This is a genomic window from Saccharospirillum sp. MSK14-1 (assembly GCF_003054965.1).
Taxonomy (GTDB): Bacteria; Pseudomonadota; Gammaproteobacteria; order Pseudomonadales; family Natronospirillaceae; genus Saccharospirillum.
The window spans coordinates 331073-357351 of record NZ_MIES01000026.1 but is presented as its reverse complement, the minus strand read 5'-3'; the positions used below and the strand labels follow the sequence as shown (position 1 = coordinate 357351).

Below are 26279 nucleotides of genomic sequence, written 5' to 3'. Positions count from 1 at the left end.
CATCAATTGTCACTGCGCCCACATCTGAGTACCCTTGCGGCCTCGACCACAGCGAGACCGATGCCGTGCCCGATCATCACGCCTTTCATCTGCGCCAGGCCAGCCATGCCATTCGCGCTGGCGGTGTTATTGCCTATCCCACCGAAGGGGTTTGGGGGCTGGGCTGTGATCCGGATAACGCTCAGGCGGTCTATCGCATTCTCGCCATTAAAGATCGGCCCATGGACAAAGGCTTGATCCTGATCGGTGCCGACTGGCAGCAGTTGCGACCCTGGCTGGCCCCCTTGAGTGCCGAGGATGAACAGCGACTGCAAGCCAGCTGGCCGGGGCCGGTCACCTGGGTAGTGCCACATAACGGCCATCTGCCCGACTGGCTGACGGGCGGTCGCGATACCCTGGCGGTTCGGGTTTCCGGCCACCCACTGGCCCGGCAACTGTGTCAGCGCCTCGGTAAACCGCTGGTGTCGACCAGCGCTAACCGCTCCGGAAAACCGGCCATCACCAAACAACGCCAGATCCACTGGCAACTGGGCGCCGAGCTGGATGCTATCCTGCCCGGCCGCGTCCAGACGCCTGGCCAGAGCAGCCGCATTCTCGATCTGAACAGCGGCTCTACGTTACGACCTTAATTGACCCACGAGGCTTACCCGCCATGCCCCAACCTTTCGACATCGAACCCGTTCGCCATTACTTGCTCGATTTGCAAGATCGCATCTGCCAGGCACTGGAGGCAGAAGATGGCTCAACGGTTTTTGTTGAAGAAAGCTGGCAACGGCCCGCCGGTGGTGGCGGACGTTCACGGGTGTTGCAAGATGGTCCGGTACTGGAGAAAGCTGGCGTCGGGTTCAGCCATGTGATGGGCGATCAAATGCCGCCAAGTGCCACCGCCAACCGACCGGAACTGGCCGGATGCCATTGGCAGGCGATGGGCGTTTCGTTGGTCATTCATCCGCGCAATCCGTTCGCACCGACGTCGCACGCCAATGTGCGTTTTTTTGTGGCCGAGAAAGAGGGTGTGGAACCGGTCTGGTGGTTTGGCGGCGGTTACGACCTGACGCCTTACTACGGTTTCGAGGACGATTGCCGCCATTGGCACAACGTTGCACAGACCGCCTGCGCACCCTTTGGCGATGACGTCTATCCGCATTTTAAAAAGTGGTGCGACGACTATTTTTATATTCCGCATCGTCAGGAAGCACGCGGTATTGGCGGATTGTTTTTTGATGACCTGAACACCGGCGGATTTGATCAGTGCTTTGGTTTAATGCGCGCGGTCGGCGATTCTTATCTGGACGCTTACTTGCCCATACTGGCGCGCCGCAAAGACACGCCCTACACCGACGCACAGCGCGATTGGCAGGAAATCCGCCGCGGTCGTTACGCTGAATTTAATCTGGTGATCGACCGGGGTACTCACTTCGGCTTGCAATCCAACGGCCGCACCGAATCCATTTTGATGTCACTGCCGCCTCGAGTTCAGTGGCGCTATGGTCACGAACCCGACGCTGGCAGCGACGAAGCGCGCTTGCTCCGCGACTTTTTGCCACCGCGCGACTGGCTGAGCGCCTAATCGTGGATCCCCTGGCGCGATAACAGGTGCTCCAGGTCAGAGCTGTCGACCAAGGGGTCATCCAAATCAACCACAATCCGTGAATGCGCCAGCACCCAGGCCCGGCCGGTGATGTTCGAATGCAGCGCCGCATAAGGCCCTACGCGATCGGCGCCCATGACCTTTCCAATAAAACGATTGCCGCGCGGTGAAATGGTTTCCAACGACTGACCTTCGGCAATCTCGCTGCGACTGGCCATCAATGCCAACCGCGCTGAGGTGCCCGTGCCGGTCGGACTGCGACAAATAACGCCCGGATGCACGTAAGTCGCCGAGGGCGATTCCCACCGGCCTTCATCCAGAGGCGTTACCGGCCCCATAAAATGCGCAAAGGGCAGCGGCCCGACATCGCCCAGATCCGGATGTTCCTGCAACAAGCCGGGACGCGCAGCACGCACGAAGGCATCGCCGAAGGCGGTGAGCGCAATCTCTTCTTCGCCGCTGAGAGTAAAGCCGTATTGGGTCGCATCAATCAGCGCAAAATAGGCGCCACTCCATACCAGATCGAAGTCAATTGAGCCGTAATGCGGCACGTTAATACTCAAACCCTGCTGCGCCACGTACGCCGGTTCGCCCTGAGTGGTGACCGTTTCCACCCGACCGTTCACCACGTGCGCCTGCACCCGTGCCAATCCAGCCGGGGATTCCAGCACCACTTCCTGATCGCCTTCGCGCATTTCTATAACGCCGCTTTGCAACAAGGCGGTCGCCGTGCAGAGAGTGTTCGAACCGGAATACATGGGATAACCCATGGCTTCCATAATTATGTAACCGGCCTGAGCCTCGCGGTGGCTGGGTTCAACGATCAGATCGACCGACATGGCCGGATCGCCATAGGGTTCGGATAACAGCAAACGTCGCAAACCATCGCCTTCGCGTTGCAGATAGCGCGCCTTTTCCAGCACTGAGGCGCCCGGTAAGGGTTCGACCCCGGTAAACACAATGCGACTGACGTCACCGCCCGCCTGGGTATCGATCAATTCGATCGAGCGTTCACGACTTTCCTTATTTCGTTCATGACTGCCCATAACGCGCGCCCTCGGCTTGCCAATGCTGATCCGGCACCACCACCAGCTTGCCGATGTAGGTTTTGCTGATGAACGTGCGTTGCGCCTCGTGAAAATCCGACAACTTAAAGGTGCGGTCGAGCAAGGGTTTAATCTGTCCGTTTTCGATATATCGCACCAAACGCCGGAAGTCCGTGCGCGTACCCTGAGACGACCCGTGCAACTGCAATTGTTTGAGGTACAGGGTGCGCAGATCGAGTTCAACCACCGGCCCGCCGATGGCACCCGCCGTGGTGTAGCGCCCTTCCGGGCGCAAAATACGCAACAAGTCGTTAAACATCGGCCCGGCCACCAGATCAGCAACCACATCAATGGGCGCACCGACCACCGACTCGACATCAGCGACGAGATCCGCTGTATCACGCAGAATCACCGCTTCCGCGCCAATGTCTTTCAGTGCGGCTTCTTTGCCGGCGCTGGAAACGGCATACGGAATGGCGCCACGCACTCGCGCCAGCTGCACAATGGCAGAGCCGACGCCACCCGATGCCCCAGTTACCAGAACCCGCTCGCCCTGACTTAACTGGGCCCGCTCCAGCATCTGTTCGGCGGTTAAATAGGCGCAACAAAAGGTGGCCAGTTCGGCATCGCTTAACGGGGCGTTGATTTCATAAGCGTTGGCCGAGGGCACGGTTTGATACTCGGCATACCCCCCGTCGCGACCATGGCCGATGTAATCAATGTCGGCGAGACTGTCATCGCCTTCAGGCCGGTTGTAGATACTGAAATCGACCATCACCCGCTGGCCAATACGCTCGGTCGGCACGCCGTCACCGACAGCAACAATGCGACCCACGCTGTCGGTTCCCTGAATGCGCGGAAAGGAAAGCGTTGAACGCCCGCGCCGCCAGGTCGATACCGAATTGGGATCCGTTTCGCTGCCGTAAGCGCCTTCGCGAACCCAGACATCGGTGTTGTTCATGCCGCAGGCGGTGACTTCAATCAGCACCTCACCGTCGGCTGGTTTGGGGGTGACAACGTCGTCACGATAGTGCAATTGATCCAGGCCACCATGGCCAATCAGTTGCACTGCCTTCATGTGCGAGGGTATCTGCGTCATGGACGGGCATCCTCGTTAATATCGTGGCACCAAAAGAGGCGCCGTGACCATCAACGGCGCCTCACCCTAATCACCTGAAAGACATCGCCAACGCACTCAACGGCGGCAACAAGATTACTCGCTAAATACGGTTTCTAAACCACCAAGGTCGGACAGTGCGCCAAGCTCGCCACACGATGCGACACACTGCCGAGCAACATGCCATCTTTATCACTGTGGGTACCGTGGGTACCCAGCACGATCAGATCGATGTCTTTATCACGGGCAAAATTGACGATGGTTTTCGACGGTCGCCCGCCTTTAACAAAACCACGCACTTGTGAAGCGCCCTGCTCTTTGGCGTGATGCTTGGCTTGCTCAACCACTTCACGAGCGTATTCGTTCAACGCCTGATCGGGAATCTGAATCTCCTGCGGTCGCACCATCGACAGCGACGCCTCAAACAAGCTGTGATGCTTAAACACACACAGCAACAAGATCTCAGCCTGAGTCAGGCTCTGCATTTCAATGGCGGTATCGAGCGCATTCAGGGCCGCGCGGGAACCATCCACGGCGACCAGTATTTTTTTAAACATGGCGACATCCTGTGCCTGAGAATCAACGATCAATCAGCGAAAGCGAGGTCTCTGAGAAACAGCGCAATCTGTGGATAGACGATCAGCAAACCGGCGGCCACAACAAGCATAAAGATAAAGGGCGGCGTGCCGCGGATGACCTCCCAATAAGGCCGTTTAAAGATGGCAATGGCGGTAAAGATGTCGCAGCCAAAAGGCGGTGTGGCCGAACCAATGGCGACTTGCAAGGTAATCAGGATACCGACGTGCACCGGGTCGAGACCGGTCGCAGCAATGGAGGGCGCAAAGATGGGTGTCAGCACCAGGATGACGACAATCGGGTCGACAAACATACAGGCAATAAAGAAGGCAACGCAGATGGAAATCAGCACACCGGTCGGACCCATTTCACTAATGCCAACCGCTTCCATAATGGTTTGCGGAATCTGCGCAAAGGAAATGATCCACGAAAACCCATTACCGACGCCAACCAGAATAAAAACGACGGCGGTGATCAAGCCAGTCGATTTGGCAATGCGATAAATATCGGGAATTTGCAGTGAACGGAACACCACAAATTCTAAGAAAAACGCATAGAGCACACAGACAGCGGCGGCTTCCGTTGGACTGAAAATACCCCCGTAAATACCGCCCACAATGATGACTGGGAAGAACAGCGGCCAGATGGCTTTCACCACCGCGTTGCCGCGCTCAGACCAACTCGCCTTCGGCTCCGTTGGTACCTTATTGATGTAGGCGTAGGTGAGGCAGTAGAGCGAGAACATCAACAGAATCAGCAGACCCGGACCAATACCCGCGATAAAGAGTTCGGCAATGGAGGTCTCGGATATCACACCATAAATGATCATGCCGATGCTGGGCGGAATTAAAAACGCAATGTCACTGGAGTTGATGATCAACGCCAGCGTAAAAGGATCGGAATAACCGGCTTTGAGCATCTTCGGCCGCAACGGTGAACCCACCGCCACCACCGTCGCCTGAGTGGAACCGGAGACCGCGCCAAAGAGCGTACAGGAGGCCGCGGTACTGACCGCCAACCCGCCTTTAATGTGACCGATAAAGGCCATCACCATATTGATCAACCGGTCGGCCGACTGGCCGCGCGTCATGATATCGGCAGCGAGAATAAACATGGGGACGGCAATCAGCGATGCCGGGCGGATACCGCCCATCATTTGCTGAATAAAAGTATCCATCTGACCGAAGCCGTCGAACATCATAAAGAAGCCGACCAGAGCCGCCGTGGTCAGCGGAATCATCATTGGAAAGCCGAGCAACAGCAGCACGACCATTATGAGCATCAAGGTGGTTGCCATGGTGTCATCCTTCTCGCAGTGGCGGTTGGCTCAAACTTCGGATTCAGTATCGGCGTAACCATCGAGTACACCGGTGGATAAATAGACATCCTTGGCACGCAGATTGGTAATGGCTGTGAGGAAATATTGAATGCCGGTGACCGCCAAGCCGATCGGCACCCAGACATAAATGATCCAGATAGGAAATTGCAGCGCCGGTAAAACCCGGCCGCGCTCGAACGTATCGAGGATGTAGACCATGGCGAAGTAACACAGGAAAAACATCACGGCCGCGGTAAACAAAGAGATGATGATCATCACCACTTTGCGGCCTTTGTGGGGGAGCAAATCGTAGATCGCTGACATCCGAATATGGCGACCATGGCGCGCCGCATAACCGATGCCGGCAAAGGTGATCATAATGATCAGGATGCGATTAATTTCGCCGGAAAAAAACAACCCTTCGGAAAACACAAAGCGGGCAATGACATTCACACAGGTATTCACCGCCATCAGGATCACACCCAGTGCCAGAATCACGGCTTCGACTTTGCTGATGGCCAGATCGATGGTGCCCAGAAAGCCGGGCAAGGCCGATTGGTAGGACTCAGGGGCGTTCTCTGTCATCGCTTGCACTCCGTTCGTTGGCACCGCTTTTGTCCGGCCAAGTCGGCACGTCCAAGTGCAAATGCCTGCTAATGATCACCCTGAAAAGCAGATGGCCGGCGCAAAGACGCCGGCCATGCCTGATTACATCTGAGCTTCTTCGAGGTCTTGCTGGAATTGCTCCAACAGATCGCGACCACCGGCTCCGGTCATTTCGATAAAGGCTTCTTCAACCTGAGGCGCGCGCTCTTTGAACGCGGCAATTTGCGCATCGCTCAAACGCACCACATTCACCTCATCGCTGTCGGCCTGAATGTTTTGCAGCGATTGCTCGGCCAAGCCATCGATGTGTTCGATGATCTGGTTAAAGGCGTAATTGGACGCGTCCTGAACCAGCTGTTTGTCTTCATCGGACAGGTCATCGTAGAAATCCTGATTGGCCATCATGGCGGTGGTAAACCAGCCGTGCTTGGTGAAAATCAGGTTTGGCGACACTTCATACAGACCACCGGATTCAATCCAGAAAATCGGGTTTTCCTGGCCCTGAATCATGTTGGTTTGCAGCGCACCGTACACTTCGCCCCAAGGCAGTGGGGTCGGTGTGGCACCAAAGGCTTCATAGGTTTCCGACAACAGCGGATTGGTCATGGTGCGGATTTTCTTACCATCAAAATCGGCAGGGCTGGTTACCGGTTCATCAACGGTCACCACCATTTCGCCTTCCGGGTACATCTTCAGCAATTCCAGACCTTGTTCGGCGTACAGCTCGGGGAAGTCGTCGTTGATCGCCTCACTGTCGCGGAAGAACTGTACGACGGTGTCGAAATCGGTCGGCAACAGATACGGAATGAAGAAGATCTGCGCTTCCGGAATCAGCGAGCCGGTAAAGCCGGGCGACTGGTTAACGAATTGCAGAATGCCGTTTTGGGTTTGCTCCATGATGTCGTCGGATTCGCCCAACTCACCGAAGCGATACACCTGAACGGTATGGTCAGAATTGTCTTCGATGTACTCTTTAAAATCGTACGCAAACACATCCTGAACATCGCCTTCGTATTCTTCGTGGGCATAGCGCCAAGTATCGGCCATCGCCAGGCTGGCGGTTGTCATCGTCGCCACCGCAATGCCAGTCAGTTTGATCAGAGCAGGGGTGTTTTTCATCTCGTTAACCTCCGTGGGCTGTCGACCTTATCCGGTAAGGCACGACCGTTTTTGTTGGTCACCGATTTGAGTCACGCCGACTCAAGCTGCTAACAGCACAGCGCCTCAAAATCCTTAGAGCTGTATGAGAATGGCAAAAGGATTTATCAAAGGCAAGATGAAGATGACGGCTTAATGACGGTTCTGAACAGTTATAGAAACGCCGCACATCAGAAACCTTCTTTTCAACAACGACGTTACAAAAGTTAGCATTTAATCGGATTATAATTAGGTTTTGTCGTCTTATAGCGACAAATTAGTAAGGTCCCTAAAGTTCTTGTTGGGTCGATAACGCCCAGAACCCCGCACACTGTTCACGGGTTAAATCGCATTTTTGCGCTCAATTCAATAAGTTATAACACTAATCATTATGAGTGCCGGGCAATGCCCAGCCCTTCAACGCCCTGTGCGTTTGTTTTACCCCTAAAGAACAGAGCGCGCGTTTTAACGAGGCCAAGGTCGGATCAAAATGCCGAAAACAACCAAATCGCAGGTGCGTTTCCAGCCTGAATGTGGAAGATAGACACAGAGTGTTAAAGACAGGCATCCGAATGGTCATTGCACGCCTATTCCAACGCTACAACCGCCGCATCGACCCACAGCGGGACAGCTTGCTGCCCGGCGACCACCTCTGGGTTCGCCGGGCAGGCTACAGCCATCATGGTCTTTATATCGGCAACGGCCAGGTGGTCCATTACGCAGGCTGGGTCGAAGGTCTTCGGGCCGGACCCTTGGCCGAAACCAGCCTGAGCGAATTCTGCGGTGGCCGCACACTCTATCGCCGGACCCATGTTGAGCGTCAGTTCAGTCGCCAACAAAGTGTCGCCCGGGCACGCAGCCGACTGGGCGAAAACCGCTACAACGTCCACGCCAATAACTGCGAACATTTTTGCTACTGGGCCATCAATGGCGATCATCACAGCCAGCAAATGGACTGGGTCGACCTGGGCCTGGGCTTGTTGCATCCCGGCCTTGAGGCAACCCGCAAGACACTGGGACGAGATTTCCAGCCCGGCACACCGCAAAGACTGTCACCCATTCTCGGGCAGCTGGCCTTGGACTGGGGCGTTAAATCGGCCGCGCGCTGGGCAACTGGACCTTACGGCCTGGCGGTTTACGCCAGCTATCGGGTGGGCCGTGGCTGGCTGGGAAGACGGCGACAAAAACGCGCTCTGTCTAAACAGCAATCGACCTTAAAAGTCGGTTAACAGAGCACGACCCCGACGCCTAAATTGCGTATCATTTGACGCTCGCCAACCTGAGTTGGCACCGCCGTACATTGCCCTGAACGCTGCAACCAGGACCCATCCATGTCTGTAGATCGCGCCACCTCCCTAAATTTCGTTAATGTTCTGCACGAAGCGCTGCCTTATCTACAGCGTTTCCAAGGTGCGACGGTGGTCATTAAGTACGGCGGCAATGCCATGGTCGATGAGGCCCTCAAAGCCAGTTTTGCGCGCGACATCGTATTGCTGAAAACCGTTGGCATTAATCCGGTGGTGGTCCACGGCGGCGGTCCGCAAATTGGCGATCTGCTTGAGCGACTGAACATTGAAAGTCGTTTTGAATCCGGCATGAGAGTCACCACCAGCGAGACCATGGACGTGGTCGAGATGGTGCTTGGTGGTTTGGTTAATAAAGAAATCGTGAATCTGATCAACCAGGCCGGGGGGCAGGCGTTTGGGATCACCGGCAAAGACGGTCACACCATTCAGGCGCGGCAACTTAAGGTCACGCGCCGCACACCCGATCTGCAAAAGTCTGAAATCATTGATATCGGCCACGTCGGCGAAGTGGAAAAAGTCGACACCCGCCTAATTCAGTTGATGACCGAAGGCGGTTATATTCCTGTTGTTGCCCCCATCGGCGTGGGTTCCGACGGTGCCTCTTACAACATCAACGCCGACCTGGTCGCAGGCAAGCTGGCTGAAGTGATGGGCGCCGAAAAACTCATTTTGTTGACCAACATCGCCGGCCTGCAAGACAAAGAAGGTAACGTTTTAACCGGACTCGATACCGATCAAGTCGATGCCTTGATTGCCGATGGCACCATTCATGGCGGCATGTTACCGAAAATTCGTTGCGCTTTAGACGCCATTGCCGCCGGGGTCACCAGCGCCCATATCATTGATGGCCGTGTTGCCCATGCCACCTTGCTGGAAATTTTCTCGCACCGCGGTGTGGGTACTTTGATCAGTAACCAAACGGACGCCTAATGACCGCTACCTTACCAACCGAATCACTGTCACGCCGCGACCAGATCCTGCAAGCCCTGGCCCATATGCTGGAAACCAGTCCGGGGCAACCGATCACGACGGCGCGTCTGGCAAAAGTGGTCGGTGTTTCAGAAGCCGCGCTGTATCGACATTTTCCCAGTAAGGCAAAGATGTTCGAAGGGCTGATCGAATTCATTGAAGACACCCTCTTCTCACGCGTCAGCCGCATCCTCGAAGAAGAACGCAATGCCATCCCTCAGTGCGAAGCCTTGCTGACCTTGTTGCTCGCTTTTGCTGAGCGCAACCCGGGCATGTGCCGCATTCTGATTGGCGATGCGTTGGCTGGCGAAGTTGAACGTCTGCGTTCGCGCGTCGCTCAGGTGTTCGACCGTTTGGAAACCCAGTTAAAACAAATCATCCGCGAAGCGGAAATTCGTGAAGGGTTAAAGTCGACATTAAGCGCATCGCAAGCGGCCAACCTGATGTTGGCGCTGGCCGAAGGTCGCATCAATCAATTTGTGCGCAGCGAGTTCCGTCGCAAACCCACCGACGATTGGACGCCACAATGGCGAGTAGCCGTCGAAGCCGTCTTTCGCAAAGCGTAAATCCGAACAGAGATTGGGACTGATTTACGCTTCAGCTATACTCCCGGCACATCCAACAAAATTTGCACTTCATGGACGCCTGGATCAGCCACTACCAAACGCTGCCCACTGACGGCGAACGCGATGCCTTCTTTAAAGGTTTAGTGCATCACTACGCCGAACTGTTTGACGCCACCGGCAGTGGTTATCTGCTGCTCGATGCCGATCAGCGTGTTCTCGCCTGGAACGACACCACCGAGGTTCTGCTCAGTCACCAGCCGGTTGTCGGTGAACCCATGCCCAAGCCAGGCGATTTGTTTGAGCTCGAAGACAAAGCCACTGACGCCAGCAAGGTCATTCTCAACGTCTTAAATAGCCAGCAAACTCAACAGCAGATCTGGCAATTGCGGCGTGAAGGCGAGGCACATTGGCTACGATTAACCGTCTTGCCGGTGATGCTGGCCAACTGCCGCCAGGCATTGGTGATTGTCAAAGACATCAGTGCGGAAAAACGCCTAGAAGCCGATCTGCAAGCGCAGCAAGCGGCACTCGATGACGCCCGGGTTCGCGACCCGCTGACCGGTTTGCACAACCGCCGCTTTATGCTTGAGCAGCTCGACCGACTCAACGCCCAGGCCAAACGTTACGGCAACACCTTTTCGTTGGCTCTGATCGATCTCGATCATTTCAAAAGTGTTAACGACACCTACGGTCATGAGGCCGCTGATCGGGTTTTATGTTCGTTGGCGAATCTGATTCGGGATAATCTGCGTGATGCCGATATCAGCGCTCGTTATGGCGAGGAAGAATTTATGGTGTTGCTGCCAGAAACGGATATGGAAGCGGCGGTGAATACCATTAATCGTCTACGCCAACGCTTCACCGAAAGTCGCGTCGACGGCATCAAACGCTCACTGACGTTAAGCGCAGGGGTCATGAGCTGGGAACCGGGTTTATCGCTGGAGCAATTGATTTTTAAAACCGACCAGCGCCTGGCAATGGCCAAGTACGCTGGTCGTAATCAAGTGTGTGGAGAAATTTAACCGTTCGGTGAGGCGTCGTCGTCGACATCGGTTAACGCTTTAAAATCCTTCAGTCGACGCAGGCCTTTAAACGAAGCATCGGTGCGCGCTTCGTCGCGATAAGACGGTGCCAGAGCGATGGCTTTTTCCAGATATTCCAACGCCACTTTGACATCGCTTTGCTGGGCATAGGCACACGCCATTTGGTAGTAGGCATGGGCGTGTTCTGGATCAATATCCAGTGCCTGCTCACTCAGGCTGATCGCCCATTTGGTTTCATCCAGCTCCAACGCCGCATCGGCTTTATAGGTCAATGCCTCGGTATCAAACGGGCGCATGGTCAGAATTTGGTCATAAATCTGAATTTTGCTCTGCGCGCTGGTTTCCTGACTGGCGCGTAACCACAAGGAGTGAATCTCGTTGGTCTTCTCAATTTCCTCACGGTTTTCTTCGATAACCTGAGTTTTTTCTTTGAGGTTTTTCTCCAGCGCTTTCAGTCGTTTTTCATAAGACGACACCAACTTGGTGACTTCGCGGTCAGCATAGGTATGCGCTTTTTCTTTGATGTCGCGAATGTTGGCGTAACCCACCACCACCAGCAGCGATGACACACCGGCGATCAAATAGAAGAAGTAGGTAATGGTGTCGATGGAATAGGTGACCGATTGGGTCGCCAGCTCCAGTTGTTTGGCGTTGAGCTTATCAGAATACTCGACGCGGAAATTCATCATCTCCTGGCGCAACGACCGCACTTCATCGAGCAAATAACGTTCGATAAAGGGGTTATACATCGGTTCGTCGAGATTCTCGATGGTTTGAGCGACATCGTTGTCGCTGTAAAGGTCGGAGGCAGTGGGAGCGTTGTCAGACTGCTCACCCCAGGCCGGGGTGAGCAGCATTACCAGCATCAGCCCAATCAGGCTACGCATTCGGCTTTATCCTGTTTCGCGGGTTCGATCAAAGAGCCGTGCAGAGTCTGCAGTGCGGCTTCGTATTGATCGTCTTCCACGACCACGCGGATGTCAACCTGACGCATGCCCTGGTGAATGGCGAGAACACTGATTTTGTTGTCAGCCAAGGCGTTACTCAGCTTGGCCAGAATGCCCGGCACGTTCATGTCGCTGCCGATGACAGAGACCATGGCCACTTTGCGGCTGGAAATATCGGCACCGGGATAGTAACGCTCCAGGCGTGACTTAATGCGCTTAACCACTTTCAAGCCAGTATCGAGATACAGCGTCACGGTGTTGGCATTGTGCTCTTTCGCCAGCAGCGGTACGTCAAAGTCCTGAACCAGTTTCTGAATTTCCAGAATGTGATTCGGCTCACCCACAATGTCCTGATCGAACACATCAATGGCAAAGATATGCGGCTTACCGGCCACGATCTCGACCGCCGGCTGCTCGCTGCGGTAGTCGTTGGTAATCAAGGTACCATCGTGATGCGGCTCGAAGGTATTTTTCACTCGCAGCGCAATGCCTTTCTGACGCAAACCTTTGGCGGCTTTGGGATGAATCGCTTCCATACCAATCAACGACAGCTGATCAGCCACGTCATAGTTGGTACGACCAATCGGCATCACCTTGTCGGCACCGACCACTTTCGGGTCCGCCGTGGACAAGTGATATTCTTTGTGGATCACCGCTTCGCGCGCTTCGGTCAGTTCAGCAATTTTTGAGAAAGTGATTTCGCTGTAACCGCGATCGAAGGTTTTCATCAACCCTTCTTTGCACTGGGTGTAACCGGTAACGATCGGCATTTCCTGGCTCAGATCGAACTTGCTGAAGATGCGATGAATTTTCTCATCCATCATCTGGTTATCCGGCTCGCGCCAACCGGTCAGATCGACAAAACGCGCGTTAATGCCTTCGGCTTGAAGCAACAAGGCGGTATTAAAAGCCGAATGCGCTTCACCGACACCGGCGAGCATTTCGCGCACCGTCGCCAGGTGTTCTTCAATCTGAAAGTGACCGTAGGAACAGACGCGCTGCAAGTCGAGCAAGCACGAACGAATACCTTCCATGCGCTCAGTAATAAACTGGTCGGCTTGCTTGCGCGAATGCGGCAACTCAAACAGTTCAGCATTCACTTCACGCATCGCTTTGGCAGCGTCAGTCAGGCGTTCGCTCCACTGCCAATCGGAATCGTTGTTGGCAAAGAGGGCATAAACGCCCGGCTCTTTCGATTTTTTATGTTCCAACAAATGGTTGGTGATGCCGCCGTATGCCGACACCACAAAAATACGCTGATACAAATCGGCCGGATCGCGGTCAACCTGGACAATGTTGTCGCGGACCGCTTTGTAGTCACTCATCGACGTACCGCCGATTTTTTCGACCGTATGGTTCGCCATGGGGGTGTTACCTCCTTCGGCTCCAAAACTCGTTAACCGGCGGCAAACCGGTGAGGCTTTGGGCCTGCGTTGATTGTGATTTGCTGTTACTGCAAAGAACGCTGTGCCGAAACCGGCTTCGGGCGCTGGCTGAGTTCACCCACCGCTCGAAACCGCTCTCGGGTAGTGCGAAGGCTCATAATGAGCCTTCGCCTGACGGTATCAGTCGGCGACCGTTTCTGCTTCCAGCGGATAGGCGCCATCCGGACCGTGCGTTTCCTTACCGTTCAACGGCGGATTGAACGCACAGGCCAGTTGCAGTTCGCTCTTGGCTTTCAAAATATGGTCGTCGTTTTGATCCAGAATATAGATGGTTCCCGGCTTGATGTCGTGTTCAGTGCCGGTGGCTTTATCCAAGATCGACCCTTCACCGGAGATGCAGTAAACCGTCTCCAGGTGGTTCTTGTAATGGATCGGCGTTTCGGTGCCCGCATAGATGGTGGTGATGTGGAACGAAAAGCCCATACCATCATCTTTCAGTGACATACGTACGCTGTTCCAGGTTTCAGCACTGACTTTGCGTTCGGAGTTGGTGCATTGATCAAGAGTACGAACGATCATTGGAATTCCTCTGTTAAAGAGTCGACGAATCGACGTGGCAAAAAAGCCCGCCCATATTGGGCGGGACAGGCACACACACTGTGATGAATTCGAATCAGCTAACCTTGGCCTTCAGCTCCGGCAACACCTTAGCAAAGGCGTCTTCCAGAATATCGAGGCCCTGCTTAAGGTCTTCAAGCGGAATGGTCAGCGGGCACAAGCATTTGACGACTTCGTCATAAGCGCCACTGGTTTCCACAATCAGGCCTTTCGTGAAGGCTTCACGACAAATTTGCTCAGCGGTTTCACCATCGGGCACCGCCATACCACGCATCATGCCGCGACCTTTAACAGTAATAACACCCTCACCAAAACGCTTGGCCAGACTGTTAAAACGTTGCTCAATCAGTTGAGCGCGTTCAGCAATCTGCTGCTCGAATTGATTGTCCTGCCAGTATTCTTCCAACGCGACGCGAGCGGTGACAAACGCCAGGTTGTTGCCCCGGAAAGTCCCGTTGTGCTCACCCGGCTTCCACTGGTCCAGCTCAGGACGCATCAGAGTGACGGCAAACGGCAGGCCATAACCACTCAGCGATTTAGACAGCGTAACGACGTCCGGTTTGATACCCGCTGGCTCGAAACTGAAGAAAGTGCCGGTACGACCACAACCCGCCTGGATGTCATCGACAATCAGCAGCATGTCGTGTTTGCGGCAGATGCTTTCCAGCTCTTTCAGCCATTCCATACGAGCGGCGTTCAAACCACCCTCGCCCTGAACGGTTTCGACGATGACACCGGCCGGTGTTTCCACACCACTGCCCGGATCGGTCAGCAGCTGGTCGAGCAGTTTCAGACCCATAAAGTCGTCGCCGTCTTCACCGTAACCGTCGTAGGGAATGCGGGTAACGTCGGTCAATGCCACACCGGCACCGCCGCGCTGGCCTTTGTTACCGGTCGCGGCCTGGGCACCCAAGGTGCAGCCGTGATAACCATTGGTGAACGAAACAATACCGCTGCGACCCTTGGCCTTACGGGCAATCTTCAGTGCAACCTCAACCGCGTTGGTGCCGGTCGGGCCGGTGAACTGCACTTTGTAGTCCAGGTCACGCGGCTTCAGGATGATGTCGTTAAATGCCTGCAGAAAACGCTCTTTGGCATCGGTAAACATGTCCAGGCCGTGGGTAACGCCATCGGCCTGAATGTAGTCGATCAGCGGCTGCTTCAGCAGATCGTTGTTATGGCCGTAGTTCAGCGTGCCGGCACCGGCCAGAAAATCGATATAGGACGTGCCTTCGCGGTTTTTAAGACGCGCATTCTTAGCCGTCGTGAAAACGGTCGGAAAGCTGCGACTGTATGAACGGACCTGAGATTCGAGCTGTTCGAAAATTTCCATGGTGGTTTCTCCCCTTGGGGTAATAAACAGTTAAAGACGACCCGGGCCTCAGCGGCGTATTGGGCCAATCCGGTAAAGTTCTTCACTCTCGTGCTGACCGCCAAAGTGCCGTTCTTTATCAAACAGCACACCGACTTCCAGGCCAGCATCCCAATCGCGCGCCATGGCTTTAAACAGGCGCTGCGACGGCTCGTTGTCCGGCGTGATCGTTGTTTCCAGAAAACTAACGCCTGCTAATGCCGGGCGTTCCAGCAATGACTGGATCATGCGCTTGGCCAAACCCTGACCTCGTGCCGCTTCACCCACCACGACCTGCCACAGGAAGTAGGTATCTGTGGTGCCCGGCTTGATATAGCCGGAAACAAAGCCGACCAACTCGCCATCCATCTCTGCCGCCACCGCGGTTTCACCGAAGTGACTGGCCTGCAACAGATTGCAGTACAACGAGTTGGTATCCAGTGGTGGACTGCTGGCTACCAATTGATGAACGGCCAAGCCATCTTCCGATACTGCTGGTCGCAACGTGATGTTCATGACCTTGCTTCAGACCTCGCTTTAGAGCCGATTGCGGCCCTCTCATTTACTTTAATTCTTTGTCTAATCTTTAGTATGCGAAGCATTTTAACACAAAATCAGAGGATTGTTGCAAGCCCAGGCGATCATTACGCCGTTTAGTTCTTTAGCGCACTAAAATATTCCTTGAATTCTCCCGCAACTAGAGGCTAACCTAACTTAGGTTTCTAAAATGTTTCATTAGAGGACGAACCTTTTCATATGCGATACAATCTCGCCCTCATGGGGGACAGCACCCCAGTGGTAAAGGATCAGACAATGAAACGGGTGGATGAGGTTCTGGTGTCGCTGCGTCGAATTATTCGCGCCACCGATATTCATTCTAAGAAGTTAAGCAAGCACAGCGGCCTGACATCGCCGCAGTTGCTGATCCTGATGGCCATCGACAAGCTCGGTGATGTCACCATTGGCACCGTGGCGAAAGACGTGAACCTGTCTCAGGCAACCGTCACCACAATTCTGGATCGACTGGAAAAGCGCGGTCTGGTGCAACGCGTGCGCAGCGATGTGGATCGCCGCCGGGTACACGCCAAGCTGACCGATGAGGGCTTAAAAATCGTTGAAGATGCGCCGAGCCCGCTTCAGGAAAGCTTCGTCGAAAGCTTTGATACCTTGCCGGAGTGGGAACAGACGATGATTCTGTCATCGCTGCAAAAGCTAGCCGAACTGATGCAGGCATCCGATATTGATGCTGCACCGGTATTGCATGTTGGCGATGTGACCCACCATTACAGCAATACCAGCCAAAACTGAGCACGGCGGCCTGCCGCTAGTCGGCCGCCCGCGTTATCGAATACAGCACACCTTCCTCACCGTAGTACCGATCCGTCGTCTCCGCATACTGCATACCCAGCCGCTTCATCACCGCCAGTGAGGCTTTGTTGTCCGGGTCGGCCACCGCCCAGATTGTCTCCAGCTTGAGCACCTCGAAGCCATAATCCAATAATGCTCGCGCGACCTCTGTCGCCAATCCTTTGCCCCAATAGGGTTCCGCCAAATGCCAGCCGATTTCCATACGGTCGGAAAATTCGCCATCGCCATAGGGCATGGCTTTCAGCAACAACAAACCGACGTAGTCGTCGGAGCCGTGCAAACGCACACTGAACGCACCGGAGCCCGGTGTATGTGCCTGCCAACGTTTGCCACGCTCAATATAGAGTTCACGCAATTCATCCAGTGCTGGCGCTTCCGTCCATGGCAAATACCAGCGCACGGCCGCCGAATGATAGATGGACCGATGGCCTTCAAGGTCGTCGGCGGTATAGGGCGTAATCACGCAACGTTCGGTCTGCATGACATTATCCTTTTAAACGATAGGCGCGCAGCACCAGGAACAACAAGGTTCCGCGCGTGATGATGCTGGCACCATTGAGCAGCAACAATGGCCAGCTTTGCGTCAGTGGCATGGTCATCGCAAACGCCAAAGTAGAGGCATCTTTGGTCAGGGTGAACAACAGCATCCGGCGCGACAAAACACCGGCGGAGCGCGCCCGAAATACCACCACCATTTGCTGCACCGTGCCCTGCACCAGCACCAGTGTCATGACCACGATCACCGCATTGGCGATCCCGAGCAGCGCCGGCAACGGCCGAATAAACAACACCGACAACCCAGCCAACAACAAAAGTTCGCCCACCATCAAGGCGGCAAATGACCAGCGCGTTCGACGCTCCCACCAAATCCAAAACAAAATGTTCAGGATCAACAGCAGCGCCGCCAATCGCGTCCACACCAGATAATGATTCAGCACCGGTACGGCCAGGCCAAATAAAAAGTTGCCGTAAAACGCGACGTAACTGGAGAAGAACTGATTCACCGACAATTGATCAGTGGCCGGGAAATGTCGCGCGCGACGTCGCTGACGAATCTTGTTCAGTTGGATCCAAAGCCCATAAACCGTCAGCGCAAACAGCACCGAACTGATGCTGCCCCACAGATGATAATTGCTCACTCGACATCCACCTTCATTGCAGTTCGTTGCCACATTTTGCAGTGGGTAACCGGCTGTGCCTTTTTGTAAGAAGCGCTGTCAAGAACGGCTTCTTGAACTAAGGTGGAACTCGAAGTTGGGGCCTATCACCCGGCTTCACCTGTGCTGGGGGCAAACCCCCATAGTGGGCGGCAGGGCAGGATGCCGCCAGGTTTAACCTGGAGGCACCCGCCGCCCCATTTGACCACCCAATCCATTCAACTACAGCGGCCGTACCGACAGCTGGCCATCATTCAAACGCACCTGCAGACGCTGCGTACTCTGCGCTGGCACCGACAGGCTGAAGCCGGCTTCGGCGTTACGGTCATTGTTCCAGTGGGATAAATCCAAAATGGCTTCGGCACTGCGGCTGTTGCGGTTGGTCAGCACCAACTCCCATTCACTGGAGCCGAGTGTTTCGGTCGCCAGCGTCATCATGTCCGATGCCCCCAAAGACAGCTCAGAGCGAGTCGACTGCTGCGGCTGATAGTGCGTTTCCAACAGGGCCACTTGCTGATCCCAAACCGCCACCTGTACCGGACCTCCGATCGATGGCAAGTCATCGTCGGAAATCAACGTCAACGACCACCGCCCCGGCAGGGTGCCACTCTGGCGGGTATTCCAGTCAAACCGATAATGGTGACGAATGGCGCTCAGTTCCGTCTCCTGCACCGTCAGCCAGGCATGACTGCCGGCTGGCAGCTGCATCGGCTGATCCGACTGCAATGTCGCCTGGCCAGCGCTGTCACCGGCTTTGGGTTCAGCCACCGACATATCTGACATGGCCATGCTTTCACTGCGCGCCAACATCATCCGCCCCTGCGAACGGCTCTGAGCAAAGCTGTAACCCGGCGCCATGATGCTGTAATCACTGTTGTTGTGCAGCACCAACTGCTGACGCAGCGTTGGTCGCGCGGCTTCCAATTCAAGGCTGTAACGAACTTCGGCACCCAAACTGCCATCGAACCAGGCATAGCGGAAGGCATTGCTGATCGCCGCTTGCTGTTGCACGGTTAATTCGAAGGCATCCTCAGTTTGCGGACCCGCCAGCCAGCTGAGTCGATACCATTGTTCTTCCGGTAAAGCCCGTTGTACGCCGTCTTGTGATAACACCAGATTGGATACAGACACGGCTTCGACCGCCCAGGATCCGGGCCAGTCATCCACCTGAACCAACTGACCTTCCATTAACCAATCACTGGACTCAGGTGCTTGCCAGCTCAGCAGCAGGTTGCTGTCGTCAGCCTGCCACCAAAAAGCCGACGCCGATAAATCAGTTACCGGCAACGGCAAGGTTTCACTGGCTTTGGTCAATTCGACCGAGCGTTCAATCCAGCTACCTTGCGTAGTCAGATAAAGCCAATCGGCTTCCAAGGTGTCACTGTCGGCCAGCGCAGGTTGCGCGGCCAAGGCGAGGGCCATCGTTGCCCAGGTGATGTATCTTGCGGTCATTCTCATGACTCCTGCGGTCTTTAAATTAAGTGGCGCCAGTCTAGCGTCGCTCACTGGCACTGTCTCGCAGCTTAAAGTTCGTGGCTGAATAACAACCAAACGGCCTGGATGACAGTCGCTGACATGACGATCAATCTATGCTTTGCTATGCCCAACTTCTGGTTCACCGGCACTCGCTCAGGTCTGATTGATAAAGCGCTGCGCCACAGACGTTTTAAACCGCCAGAATCACCGTTGGATTTCGAGGTCTCCTTTGTCTGAAAGCCCGCTGTATCGGATGTCTTCGGCTGTGCTGTCTTACTTTGATGGCATGACGCTGTCGCCCGCCGTTTGGGTCTTACTCGCCACCGCTGTCCTAGCCATGGTCTTTCATCGCACTGCCTGGCTAACGCTGTTGCTGGTGCTGATGACCGTTTGCCTGAGCCAGGAAGCCATCATTGAGCCGGGTCCTGCGTTGGCTGTTTGGCTGGCTTGGTTGTGGGCATTCTGGCGACCGGACAAACCGCTGCGGCTCACCGGCAGTTGGCTGTCCTTAGCCGTCCTGATGATCATCGCACTCTGGCCCTGGTGGCCTTTTTTACCGACCACTTGGCAGCAGTGGCCACAAACTCGATGGCCACAGGCGCTGCCGATTGTGCAGATTTCACCGGTCATTTTAACGCTGATTTTTCTGTCGGGTTTGTCGGCCTTGTTCCGCTTTGTACTCAAACCGTCGGCCAGTTGGCCTTGGCATGGTCTGGGCGTTTTGCTGACGGCGATACTCAGTTGGCAGGGTGAGCAGGCCGCGTCGCTTGTCTGGATTGCACTGGCGGTGGTCATTGGCGCTACCATTCTGACCGACGCCTATTCGGTGGCGTACCGCGATGCGCTGACCAACATTCCCAATCGCCGCGCGCTCAGCCAGTCACTGCGAACCCTCGGTCGACGCTATGCCATTGCCATGGCCGACGTCGATCATTTCAAATCGTTTAACGATACCTGGGGACACGAAACCGGCGATCAGGTACTGCGCGTGGTGGCCAGCATTCTCACCAAGCACCGCATGCCGGTGAAAGCCTTTCGCTACGGTGGAGAGGAATTCACACTGGTGTTTCGTGGTATGACGCGAGAAGAGGCGACGCCGATTCTGGATGAGCTGCGCGAGCGTATTGCCGACTACCCACTGATGGTGCGCAAGTCCGACCGACCGAGTTCATCGAAAGACGGCAAACGTCATCGAGGTAATACGGGCAGCGCTAAAAAAGTCAGTATCTCGGCCTCTTTCGGTGTCAGCGATGATCGCCACGCACACTCACCAGAGGACGCCATTCAGCGCGCCGATAAAGCGCTCTACAAAGCCAAACAGGCGGGCCGCAACTGCGTACGTTCTGGCTGATTCAGTTGCTGCCTGGGTACGGCACATAACCCTTATCGCCCGGCACCGCCGGAAAGTTATGTGCCTGCCAATCTTCACGCGCCTGACGAATCAGGGCGTCATCCGAGGCAACAAAATTCCAGTCGATACGGCGCTCACCCAGCGTCTTTCCGCCAAATAACACGAAGTGACTGCCGGCTTCCCAACGCAGACGGGCGGGCTGGTTGGTCACCCCCAAATGACGTAGCGCCAGCTCAACCTCCTGCCAATGCAGTGAGCCAGCCAAAGGATAGATACCCCACTCCCAGTCCGCATCCAGATCGGTCAGCTCCAGCGAACCGGCATCGGTCGTCCGCACATCCAGCAGGGTTAATTCAGAATCGGTCTGTACCGGAGATTGATGCTCACGCCATTGACCGGCAACCAGCACCCAGGCGGCACTGTCACTTTGCCAGGCGGGCAGTTCGTCACTCGAATAATGCTCAAAACGCGGCTCGCCGGTTTCGGTGTGTTGCGGTTGCGCCACCCAAAATTGCAGCCCTTCAATCGACGCTTCGGACGCTCGCTCGCCATCCGGGCTGCGTTCGGAATGTACAATGCCACGCCCGGCGGTCATCCAATTCACTTCACCGGGACGAATGGTTTGCACACTACCCAGTGAATCACGATGTTCCAGTTCGCCACTGAACAACCAGGTCAAGGTGGATAACCCAATGTGCGGGTGCGGCGGTACATCCAAACCGTCACCCGGTGCCAAAGTGTGCGGGCCCATATGATCGAGAAATACAAACGGACCGCAATGACGCTGCCCGCGCCACGGCAACAAACGACGAATGGGTAACCCCATCAGCGATTGCTCGCGCGGCGCTATGGTTGTTTCAACCGGGGATGCGTTAGTAGGGGTGCTCATTCAGCCTCTCCAGAACATAAGCTTGCAACGCTATGCTGTCGTTTGCCGGAACGTCCAGCCACTGCAGACCGAGTGTACATTGGCCGTCTTCTTTATTGAGGATGATGGAGCGAATCAGTGCGTTCAGTCGCATGACTTTTTCTACCCGCCCCAGATTCAGTCGGACAATCACCTGGATTTCATGACCGGCGTCGAAGCTTCGGAAACTGGTGCGTGCCCGCGCGCCGTCCACCGACAAATCCGTGAGCTCTGCCGTGACTCGTTCTTCCTGATGGATCAAGGCCGTGGTCAATTTAACCCGGGCGCGTACTGATTTGCGGATTTCACCAATAAACAATTCGCCCGGCATCGACAGATGCAAATGCGCGAATGGCATGGTGGCGATGTAGATCACTTTGGAGCGAAACGCGCAGACGCCATTCAACCGATTGGCAAACAAACGGACATTGACACCGGTTTCGAGACGAACAGGCACCGGCCGACCTTTGATCGTGGGCGTCGTCACCAAAATGGCACTTCCGGGTCGATAACCCACCAGCACGCTGCGGTCGCGATCGCGCTTATGCCCGTCAATTTCCAGTTGCAGTGGCTGCCCTGGAATCAACTGCAGCGATTCAAATGTTGGTTGTCGAGCAGACATCGAATTATCTCAGGCTTCCATGCCTAATCAGCCTAGACGATCAGCGCTCGAAACACACAGCCCGACGTCTCAATCAGCGACGACGGATCACCATGACAACCAATCCCAGGCTCGCCAGCAACACGCCAAGCACCGAGCCATAGACTAAGGTTTCCACCATGGTCAGACCAAAGGGCATCACCGGCGAATAACCGCACATGGTCCAGACTTGCAGTGCATTAGGGAACCAGGCGTCCAGCGGCAGCCAAACAGGGAACCCCGGGTCCATACCGCAAGCGCCGTCGTAGGTACCGCGTTCAATCTGCACGCCCACCCAGGAGCGCTCCAACAAACCGACCAGACTGACGATCAACACCGATTGCGCCAGAACCTGGCCCCACCCATGCCGACGCAACGCCATTCCCAATCCGCCAGCGAACAAAATACCGAGCACCCACAGGCGTGCATGAATGCACAACACGCACGGCGGTTCGTTCAACACATGCTGGTAAAACAAGGCAACGATTTCGAGTAACAGCGCACCGGCCATCAAACCTAACCAATACCACCGTGAGGCCATAAAACGAGCAAGACGATCGATCATATCAACTCCAGAACGCAGCTAAGGCGCCATTCTAGCGGCTCATCCGTGACAGCGGTCACACCGGCATCCGGGTTTACCAGAAAATGACTAATCCGAATTCAGCGCCTTCATAAACTCCGGCGGATTTAACGCACCGCTGTGTACACCGGCGTTGTAATACTGGGTAGCAAACGGCTTGTTCTGTGCCGCCTCAATCCGGAATTGGCGAACATCGAGACGGGCACTCGCCAGAGTGCAACTCCACCAGCCTGACGGGTAAATGGGTTGCGGAAACGGCAGCGTCAGTTGGTTCACCAAACCGGCTGCGGCCAACTCAGAACGCATTTCACGAATCAGTGAGTCGGTGTGAAACAACGGACTTTCGCTTTGCTGCACCAACAACCCATCGTTACCCAAAGCACGCAGGCAATGGCCGAAAAATTCGCGGTTGAACAGGCCGGCCGCCGGGCCGACCGGATCGGTGGAATCGACAATGATCAGATCCAGATCACCCGGTTCACAATTGCGAATCCAGGCAATGCCGTCTTCAAATAACAAGCTGGCGCGCGGGTCATTATTGGCTTCGCACAGGGACGGGAAATACTGCTCCGACAACCGCGTTACGCGTTCATCAATTTCCACCTGCCACACCTGTTCGACCTCTGGGTGCCGCAACACTTCGCGCAAAGTACCGCAATCACCACCCCCGATGATCAGCACCTTCTTGGGATTCGGGTGCGTATAAAGCGCTGGATGAGTGAGCATTTCGTGGTACAGGAAATTATCGCGGTCGGTGACCATATAGCAGCCATCGAGCACCATCAGCTTGCCCCAATGGCGAGTCTGATAAATTTCGATGTGCTGAAACTCGCTGGTTTCTTCGTGCAGTTTTTCGGTCACTTCCAGCGAAAAGGCCGAGCCTTCGGCAGACCAGACTTCGGTAAACCAGCTTGCAGAGGTGGGAAATTCGGGCATGAGCGCATCCCTTGAGTAAGATGCGCAGAGCTTAGCGCAGGTCGTGGTACGAGTGCATTAACCCTGCACGCGTTCGATGGAACCGACCGCGGGTAAACCGTGCAATCGGCGAATCACCCGCGCCAGATGCTGACGACTGGTAACCGAAACAGTCAGGTTCAGACGGCTGGTGGTGGCATCGCGGTCCTGCATTTCGATGCTTTCGATATTGGCGTCCGCCTGCGACACCGCATTGGCAACACCAGCCAATACGCCACGGCTGTTGCGCATTTCCACGCGCAAGTCGACAACAAACTCGCCTTCCATCGACTTATCCCAACGCAGATGCATGCAGCGATCCGGGTCTTTGCGGATATCGACAATGTTGCGGCACTGTTCGGTGTGAATCACCATGCCTTTGCCTTTGCTGATCAAACCGACAATCGGATCACCCGGAATCGGTCGGCAGCATTTGGCGTAGGTGACCAACATGCCTTCGGTGCCACTGACCGTCATGGCTTTATCGGTGCTGGCCTCAGACGTGTCAGCACAATCGTTGAGCAGACGGCGCGCTACCACGTAGGCCACACGATTCCCAAGACCAATGTCTTCGAGCAATTCATCCAGCTTTGATTGCTGATACTCCTGCAACAAAGACTGAATGCTGGCGTCCGACAACGCCTCCAGCTCAGTGTCGAAATTGCGCAAAGAATTGTTGAGCAGTTTGCGACCCAGCTCGATGGAATCCTGCTTCTTCAGGTTCTTCAGGAAATGACGAATGTTGGAGCGCGCCTTGGCGGTGATGACAAAATTCAGCCAGGCCGGATTCGGTCGCGCGCCCGGGGCGGTAATGATCTTGATGGTATCGCCACTGTTCAATGGCTGGCTCAGTGGCGCAATCTGCCGATTGACCAAACAGCCGACGCAGGCGTTGCCAATGTCGGTGTGCACCGCGTACGCAAAATCGACCGCCGTTGCGCCTTTGGGCACTTCGAGAATTTTGCCTTTGGGCGTGAACACGTAAATCTCGTCCGGGAACAGATCGATCTTCACGTTCTCAATAAATTCCACCGGGTTACCGGCGCGCTCCTGCATCTCCAGCAGACCTTTCACCCAGCGCCGGGCGCGAGCGTGAGTCGGGCTGCTATCGGAACTGTCTTCGTTTTTATAAAGCCAGTGCGCAGCGATACCGTGGTTGGCCATGTCTTCCATTTCCTGAGTGCGGATCTGGATTTCAATGGGCACGCCATTCATACCAATCAGGGTGGTGTGCAGACTCTGGTAACCGTTCGCCTTGGGAATGGCGATGTAATCTTTGAAACGATTCGGCACCGGCTTATAAAAATTGTGGACCACGCCCAGCGTGCGGTAACAGGCATCGACCGACTGAGTGATGATGCGAAACCCATAGACGTCGAGAATTTCCTGCAACGTCTTCTTCTGGTCCTTCATTTTGTTGTAGATGGAAAACAGATGTTTCTCGCGACCAATCACCTGCACGTCCACGCCTTCGGCCGACAATCGCTCGGCCAGCGCCTGACGAATCTGCCCGACCAGTTCTTTGCGGTTGCCTCGACTCTTTTTGATGGCCGTAGCGATGCGCTGAGCACGCAGCGGATAGAGCGATTCGAACGCCAGGTTTTCCAGCTCGATACGCAGATCGTTGATACCCAGACGCAACGCGATGGGCGCATAAATATCGAGCGTCTCACGCGCCTTACGGCGTTTCTTCTCCGGCGGCATGGCACCGAGAGTGCGCATGTTATGCAAGCGGTCAGCGAGCTTGACCAGAATGACGCGGATGTCTTTGGACATCGCCAACACCATCTTCTGAAAATTCTCGGCCTGTTCTTCTTTTTTGGTTTCGAATTCCAGATGCGTCAGTTTGGAGACGCCATCAACCAGCTCAGCCACGCCAGGCCCGAACTGTTCGGCCAGCGCTTCTTTGGAAACGGCGGTGTCTTCGATGACGTCGTGCAGCATGGCGGCCATCAGGCTTTGATGGTCCATGTGCATTTCACAGAGGATATTGGCGACGGCCAGCGGATGGGTGATGTAGCGTTCGCCACTGCGGCGCATCTGGCCTTCGTGGGCTTGCTCGGCATAAAAATATGCCCGCCGGATACGACGAATGTTATCCGGTTCCAGATAGCTCTCAAGCCGCTTGGCTAAGGCATCAACAGTGAGCAAGGCGCGTCTTTCCTAGTGACAACTGCTTCAAGTGTAATCAATGCGGTTGGCGCAGCAATAAAAAAACCGGGACAAGCCCGGTTTTTTTAACGATCAAGCGCATAGTCTGGCGATA

At 55.2% G+C, this 26279-nt stretch carries 27 protein-coding genes; 8 read left to right on the top strand and 19 right to left on the bottom strand.

The genetic code is table 11. The features are described from left to right. The first annotated feature begins 65 nt into the window (after nt 1–65). Both BGP77_RS05605 and hemF read left to right on the top strand, forming a co-directional pair. The gene (locus tag BGP77_RS05605; protein WP_199224201.1) at nt 66–629 is read left to right on the top strand and encodes an L-threonylcarbamoyladenylate synthase; all 564 of its coding nucleotides are present in this window, start codon (nt 66–68) and stop codon (nt 627–629) included. Between the two features lie 23 nt (nt 630–652). After that, nucleotides 653–1570, top strand: a complete 918-nt coding sequence (gene hemF / locus BGP77_RS05600) for an oxygen-dependent coproporphyrinogen oxidase (protein WP_108163732.1) — start codon at nt 653–655, stop codon at nt 1568–1570. Here the strand turns inward: hemF and BGP77_RS05595 are convergent. The 6 genes from BGP77_RS05595 to dctP all read right to left on the bottom strand — a co-directional run bounded on the left by BGP77_RS05595 (nt 1567) and on the right by dctP (nt 7322). Next, nucleotides 1567–2637, bottom strand: coding sequence for a proline racemase family protein (locus BGP77_RS05595; RefSeq protein WP_108163731.1), 1071 nt, complete (start codon nt 2635–2637; stop codon nt 1567–1569). The genes hemF and BGP77_RS05595 overlap by 4 nt on opposite strands. Next, nucleotides 2624–3736, bottom strand: a complete 1113-nt coding sequence (locus tag BGP77_RS05590; protein WP_158269279.1) for an alcohol dehydrogenase family protein — start codon at nt 3734–3736, stop codon at nt 2624–2626. The genes BGP77_RS05595 and BGP77_RS05590 overlap by 14 nt, the downstream gene beginning before the upstream one ends. Before the next feature lie 134 nt (nt 3737–3870). After that, entirely contained in the window at nt 3871–4311 is a 441-nt protein-coding gene (locus tag BGP77_RS05585) for a universal stress protein (RefSeq protein WP_108163729.1), read from the bottom strand. A 29-nt stretch (nt 4312–4340) separates the two neighbouring features. Further along, a complete protein-coding gene (locus tag BGP77_RS05580) occupies nt 4341–5627 on the bottom strand; it encodes a TRAP transporter large permease (RefSeq protein WP_108163728.1) in 1287 nt (428 codons plus the stop codon). A gap of 30 nt (nt 5628–5657) precedes the next feature. Next, on the bottom strand, nt 5658–6233 hold the full coding sequence (locus tag BGP77_RS05575; RefSeq protein WP_108163727.1) for a TRAP transporter small permease: 576 nt from the start codon (nt 6231–6233) through the stop codon (nt 5658–5660). Between the two features lie 123 nt (nt 6234–6356). Continuing rightward, on the bottom strand, nt 6357–7322 hold the full coding sequence (gene dctP / locus BGP77_RS05570; RefSeq protein WP_233252328.1) for a TRAP transporter substrate-binding protein DctP: 966 nt from the start codon (nt 7320–7322) through the stop codon (nt 6357–6359). Nucleotides 7323–7963: 641 nt separating this feature from the next. On the opposite strand from dctP, the gene BGP77_RS05565 reads away from it, so the two are divergent. From BGP77_RS05565 to BGP77_RS05550, 4 genes are all read left to right on the top strand, one after another. Beyond that, the gene (locus BGP77_RS05565) at nt 7964–8620 is read left to right on the top strand and encodes a lecithin retinol acyltransferase family protein (protein WP_108163725.1); all 657 of its coding nucleotides are present in this window, start codon (nt 7964–7966) and stop codon (nt 8618–8620) included. 102 nt (nt 8621–8722) lie between these two features. After that, entirely contained in the window at nt 8723–9628 is a 906-nt protein-coding gene (argB, locus tag BGP77_RS05560) for an acetylglutamate kinase (protein ID WP_108163724.1), read from the top strand. Beyond that, entirely contained in the window at nt 9628–10233 is a 606-nt protein-coding gene (gene slmA, locus BGP77_RS05555) for a nucleoid occlusion factor SlmA (RefSeq protein ID WP_108163723.1), read from the top strand. Before argB ends, slmA begins: the two co-directional genes overlap by 1 nt. Nucleotides 10234–10304: 71 nt before the next feature. Beyond that, nucleotides 10305–11255: a sensor domain-containing diguanylate cyclase gene (locus tag BGP77_RS05550; protein ID WP_108163722.1), complete on the top strand. Its 951-nt coding sequence runs from the start codon at nt 10305–10307 to the stop codon at nt 11253–11255. Here the strand turns inward: BGP77_RS05550 and BGP77_RS05545 are convergent. From BGP77_RS05545 to ectA, 5 genes are all read right to left on the bottom strand, one after another. Beyond that, on the bottom strand, nt 11252–12163 hold the full coding sequence (locus tag BGP77_RS05545) for a tetratricopeptide repeat protein (RefSeq protein WP_108163721.1): 912 nt from the start codon (nt 12161–12163) through the stop codon (nt 11252–11254). The genes BGP77_RS05550 and BGP77_RS05545 overlap by 4 nt on opposite strands. Then, complete coding sequence (locus BGP77_RS05540) at nt 12151–13587, bottom strand: aspartate kinase (protein WP_108163720.1); 1437 nt, start codon at nt 13585–13587, stop codon at nt 12151–12153. Before BGP77_RS05540 ends, BGP77_RS05545 begins: the two co-directional genes overlap by 13 nt. Nucleotides 13588–13788: 201 nt before the next feature. Beyond that, nucleotides 13789–14187, bottom strand: a complete 399-nt coding sequence (locus BGP77_RS05535) for an ectoine synthase (RefSeq protein WP_108163719.1) — start codon at nt 14185–14187, stop codon at nt 13789–13791. 94 nt (nt 14188–14281) lie between these two features. Then, nucleotides 14282–15559, bottom strand: coding sequence for a diaminobutyrate--2-oxoglutarate transaminase (gene ectB, locus BGP77_RS05530; RefSeq protein ID WP_108163718.1), 1278 nt, complete (start codon nt 15557–15559; stop codon nt 14282–14284). A 48-nt stretch (nt 15560–15607) separates the two neighbouring features. Then, complete coding sequence (gene ectA, locus BGP77_RS05525; RefSeq protein ID WP_108163717.1) at nt 15608–16093, bottom strand: diaminobutyrate acetyltransferase; 486 nt, start codon at nt 16091–16093, stop codon at nt 15608–15610. Between the two features lie 297 nt (nt 16094–16390). On the opposite strand from ectA, the gene BGP77_RS05520 reads away from it, so the two are divergent. Then, nucleotides 16391–16885, top strand: a complete 495-nt coding sequence (locus BGP77_RS05520; protein WP_108163716.1) for a MarR family winged helix-turn-helix transcriptional regulator — start codon at nt 16391–16393, stop codon at nt 16883–16885. Nucleotides 16886–16901: 16 nt separating this feature from the next. On the opposite strand, the gene BGP77_RS05515 is transcribed toward BGP77_RS05520, so the two are convergent. From BGP77_RS05515 to BGP77_RS05505, 3 genes are all read right to left on the bottom strand, one after another. Further along, on the bottom strand, nt 16902–17426 hold the full coding sequence (locus BGP77_RS05515; RefSeq protein ID WP_108163715.1) for a GNAT family N-acetyltransferase: 525 nt from the start codon (nt 17424–17426) through the stop codon (nt 16902–16904). A gap of 4 nt (nt 17427–17430) precedes the next feature. Then, the gene (locus tag BGP77_RS05510) at nt 17431–18084 is read right to left on the bottom strand and encodes a hypothetical protein (RefSeq protein WP_108163714.1); all 654 of its coding nucleotides are present in this window, start codon (nt 18082–18084) and stop codon (nt 17431–17433) included. A gap of 240 nt (nt 18085–18324) precedes the next feature. Then, nucleotides 18325–19554 carry a hypothetical protein gene (locus BGP77_RS05505; RefSeq protein ID WP_108163713.1) on the bottom strand — a complete coding sequence of 410 codons (1230 nt, stop codon included), beginning with the start codon at nt 19552–19554 and terminating at the stop codon, nt 18325–18327. 253 nt (nt 19555–19807) lie between these two features. Between BGP77_RS05505 and BGP77_RS05500 the strand changes: the two genes are divergently transcribed. Further along, complete coding sequence (locus BGP77_RS05500; protein ID WP_146171198.1) at nt 19808–20929, top strand: diguanylate cyclase; 1122 nt, start codon at nt 19808–19810, stop codon at nt 20927–20929. Between the two features lies 1 nt (nt 20930). On the opposite strand, the gene BGP77_RS05495 is transcribed toward BGP77_RS05500, so the two are convergent. The 5 genes from BGP77_RS05495 to spoT form a co-directional block, all read right to left on the bottom strand. Then, a complete protein-coding gene (locus tag BGP77_RS05495) occupies nt 20931–21818 on the bottom strand; it encodes a pirin family protein (RefSeq protein WP_108163711.1) in 888 nt (295 codons plus the stop codon). After that, nucleotides 21802–22458, bottom strand: coding sequence for a flagellar brake protein (locus BGP77_RS05490; RefSeq protein ID WP_108163710.1), 657 nt, complete (start codon nt 22456–22458; stop codon nt 21802–21804). The genes BGP77_RS05495 and BGP77_RS05490 overlap by 17 nt, the downstream gene beginning before the upstream one ends. Before the next feature lie 73 nt (nt 22459–22531). Beyond that, the gene (locus BGP77_RS05485) at nt 22532–23041 is read right to left on the bottom strand and encodes a disulfide bond formation protein B (protein ID WP_108163709.1); all 510 of its coding nucleotides are present in this window, start codon (nt 23039–23041) and stop codon (nt 22532–22534) included. Between the two features lie 87 nt (nt 23042–23128). After that, the gene (gene speE, locus BGP77_RS05480; protein WP_108163708.1) at nt 23129–23995 is read right to left on the bottom strand and encodes a polyamine aminopropyltransferase; all 867 of its coding nucleotides are present in this window, start codon (nt 23993–23995) and stop codon (nt 23129–23131) included. 57 nt (nt 23996–24052) lie between these two features. Continuing rightward, a complete protein-coding gene (gene spoT / locus BGP77_RS05475) occupies nt 24053–26164 on the bottom strand; it encodes a bifunctional GTP diphosphokinase/guanosine-3',5'-bis pyrophosphate 3'-pyrophosphohydrolase (protein WP_108163707.1) in 2112 nt (703 codons plus the stop codon). Between the last annotated feature and the right edge of the window lie 115 nt (nt 26165–26279).

Excerpts from the sequence above, each read along its gene's own strand:
- hemF (WP_108163732.1), top strand. The coding sequence starts at position 653 with ATGCCCCAACCTTTCGACATCGAACCCGTTCGCCATTACTTGCTCGAT.
- BGP77_RS05595 (WP_108163731.1), bottom strand. The coding sequence starts at position 2,637 with ATGGGCAGTCATGAACGAAATAAGGAAAGTCGTGAACGCTCGATCGAA.
- BGP77_RS05590 (WP_158269279.1), bottom strand. The coding sequence starts at position 3,736 with ATGACGCAGATACCCTCGCACATGAAGGCAGTGCAACTGATTGGCCAT.
- BGP77_RS05585 (WP_108163729.1), bottom strand. The coding sequence starts at position 4,311 with ATGTTTAAAAAAATACTGGTCGCCGTGGATGGTTCCCGCGCGGCCCTG.
- BGP77_RS05580 (WP_108163728.1), bottom strand. The coding sequence starts at position 5,627 with ATGGCAACCACCTTGATGCTCATAATGGTCGTGCTGCTGTTGCTCGGC.
- BGP77_RS05575 (WP_108163727.1), bottom strand. The coding sequence starts at position 6,233 with ATGACAGAGAACGCCCCTGAGTCCTACCAATCGGCCTTGCCCGGCTTT.
- dctP (WP_233252328.1), bottom strand. The coding sequence starts at position 7,322 with ATGACAACCGCCAGCCTGGCGATGGCCGATACTTGGCGCTATGCCCAC.
- BGP77_RS05565 (WP_108163725.1), top strand. The coding sequence starts at position 7,964 with ATGGTCATTGCACGCCTATTCCAACGCTACAACCGCCGCATCGACCCA.
- argB (WP_108163724.1), top strand. The coding sequence starts at position 8,723 with ATGTCTGTAGATCGCGCCACCTCCCTAAATTTCGTTAATGTTCTGCAC.
- slmA (WP_108163723.1), top strand. The coding sequence starts at position 9,628 with ATGACCGCTACCTTACCAACCGAATCACTGTCACGCCGCGACCAGATC.
- BGP77_RS05550 (WP_108163722.1), top strand. The coding sequence starts at position 10,305 with ATGGACGCCTGGATCAGCCACTACCAAACGCTGCCCACTGACGGCGAA.
- BGP77_RS05545 (WP_108163721.1), bottom strand. The coding sequence starts at position 12,163 with ATGCGTAGCCTGATTGGGCTGATGCTGGTAATGCTGCTCACCCCGGCC.
- BGP77_RS05540 (WP_108163720.1), bottom strand. The coding sequence starts at position 13,587 with ATGGCGAACCATACGGTCGAAAAAATCGGCGGTACGTCGATGAGTGAC.
- BGP77_RS05535 (WP_108163719.1), bottom strand. The coding sequence starts at position 14,187 with ATGATCGTTCGTACTCTTGATCAATGCACCAACTCCGAACGCAAAGTC.
- ectB (WP_108163718.1), bottom strand. The coding sequence starts at position 15,559 with ATGGAAATTTTCGAACAGCTCGAATCTCAGGTCCGTTCATACAGTCGC.
- ectA (WP_108163717.1), bottom strand. The coding sequence starts at position 16,093 with ATGAACATCACGTTGCGACCAGCAGTATCGGAAGATGGCTTGGCCGTT.
- BGP77_RS05520 (WP_108163716.1), top strand. The coding sequence starts at position 16,391 with ATGAAACGGGTGGATGAGGTTCTGGTGTCGCTGCGTCGAATTATTCGC.
- BGP77_RS05515 (WP_108163715.1), bottom strand. The coding sequence starts at position 17,426 with ATGCAGACCGAACGTTGCGTGATTACGCCCTATACCGCCGACGACCTT.
- BGP77_RS05505 (WP_108163713.1), bottom strand. The coding sequence starts at position 19,554 with ATGACCGCAAGATACATCACCTGGGCAACGATGGCCCTCGCCTTGGCC.
- BGP77_RS05495 (WP_108163711.1), bottom strand. The coding sequence starts at position 21,818 with ATGAGCACCCCTACTAACGCATCCCCGGTTGAAACAACCATAGCGCCG.
- BGP77_RS05490 (WP_108163710.1), bottom strand. The coding sequence starts at position 22,458 with ATGTCTGCTCGACAACCAACATTTGAATCGCTGCAGTTGATTCCAGGG.
- BGP77_RS05485 (WP_108163709.1), bottom strand. The coding sequence starts at position 23,041 with ATGATCGATCGTCTTGCTCGTTTTATGGCCTCACGGTGGTATTGGTTA.
- speE (WP_108163708.1), bottom strand. The coding sequence starts at position 23,995 with ATGCCCGAATTTCCCACCTCTGCAAGCTGGTTTACCGAAGTCTGGTCT.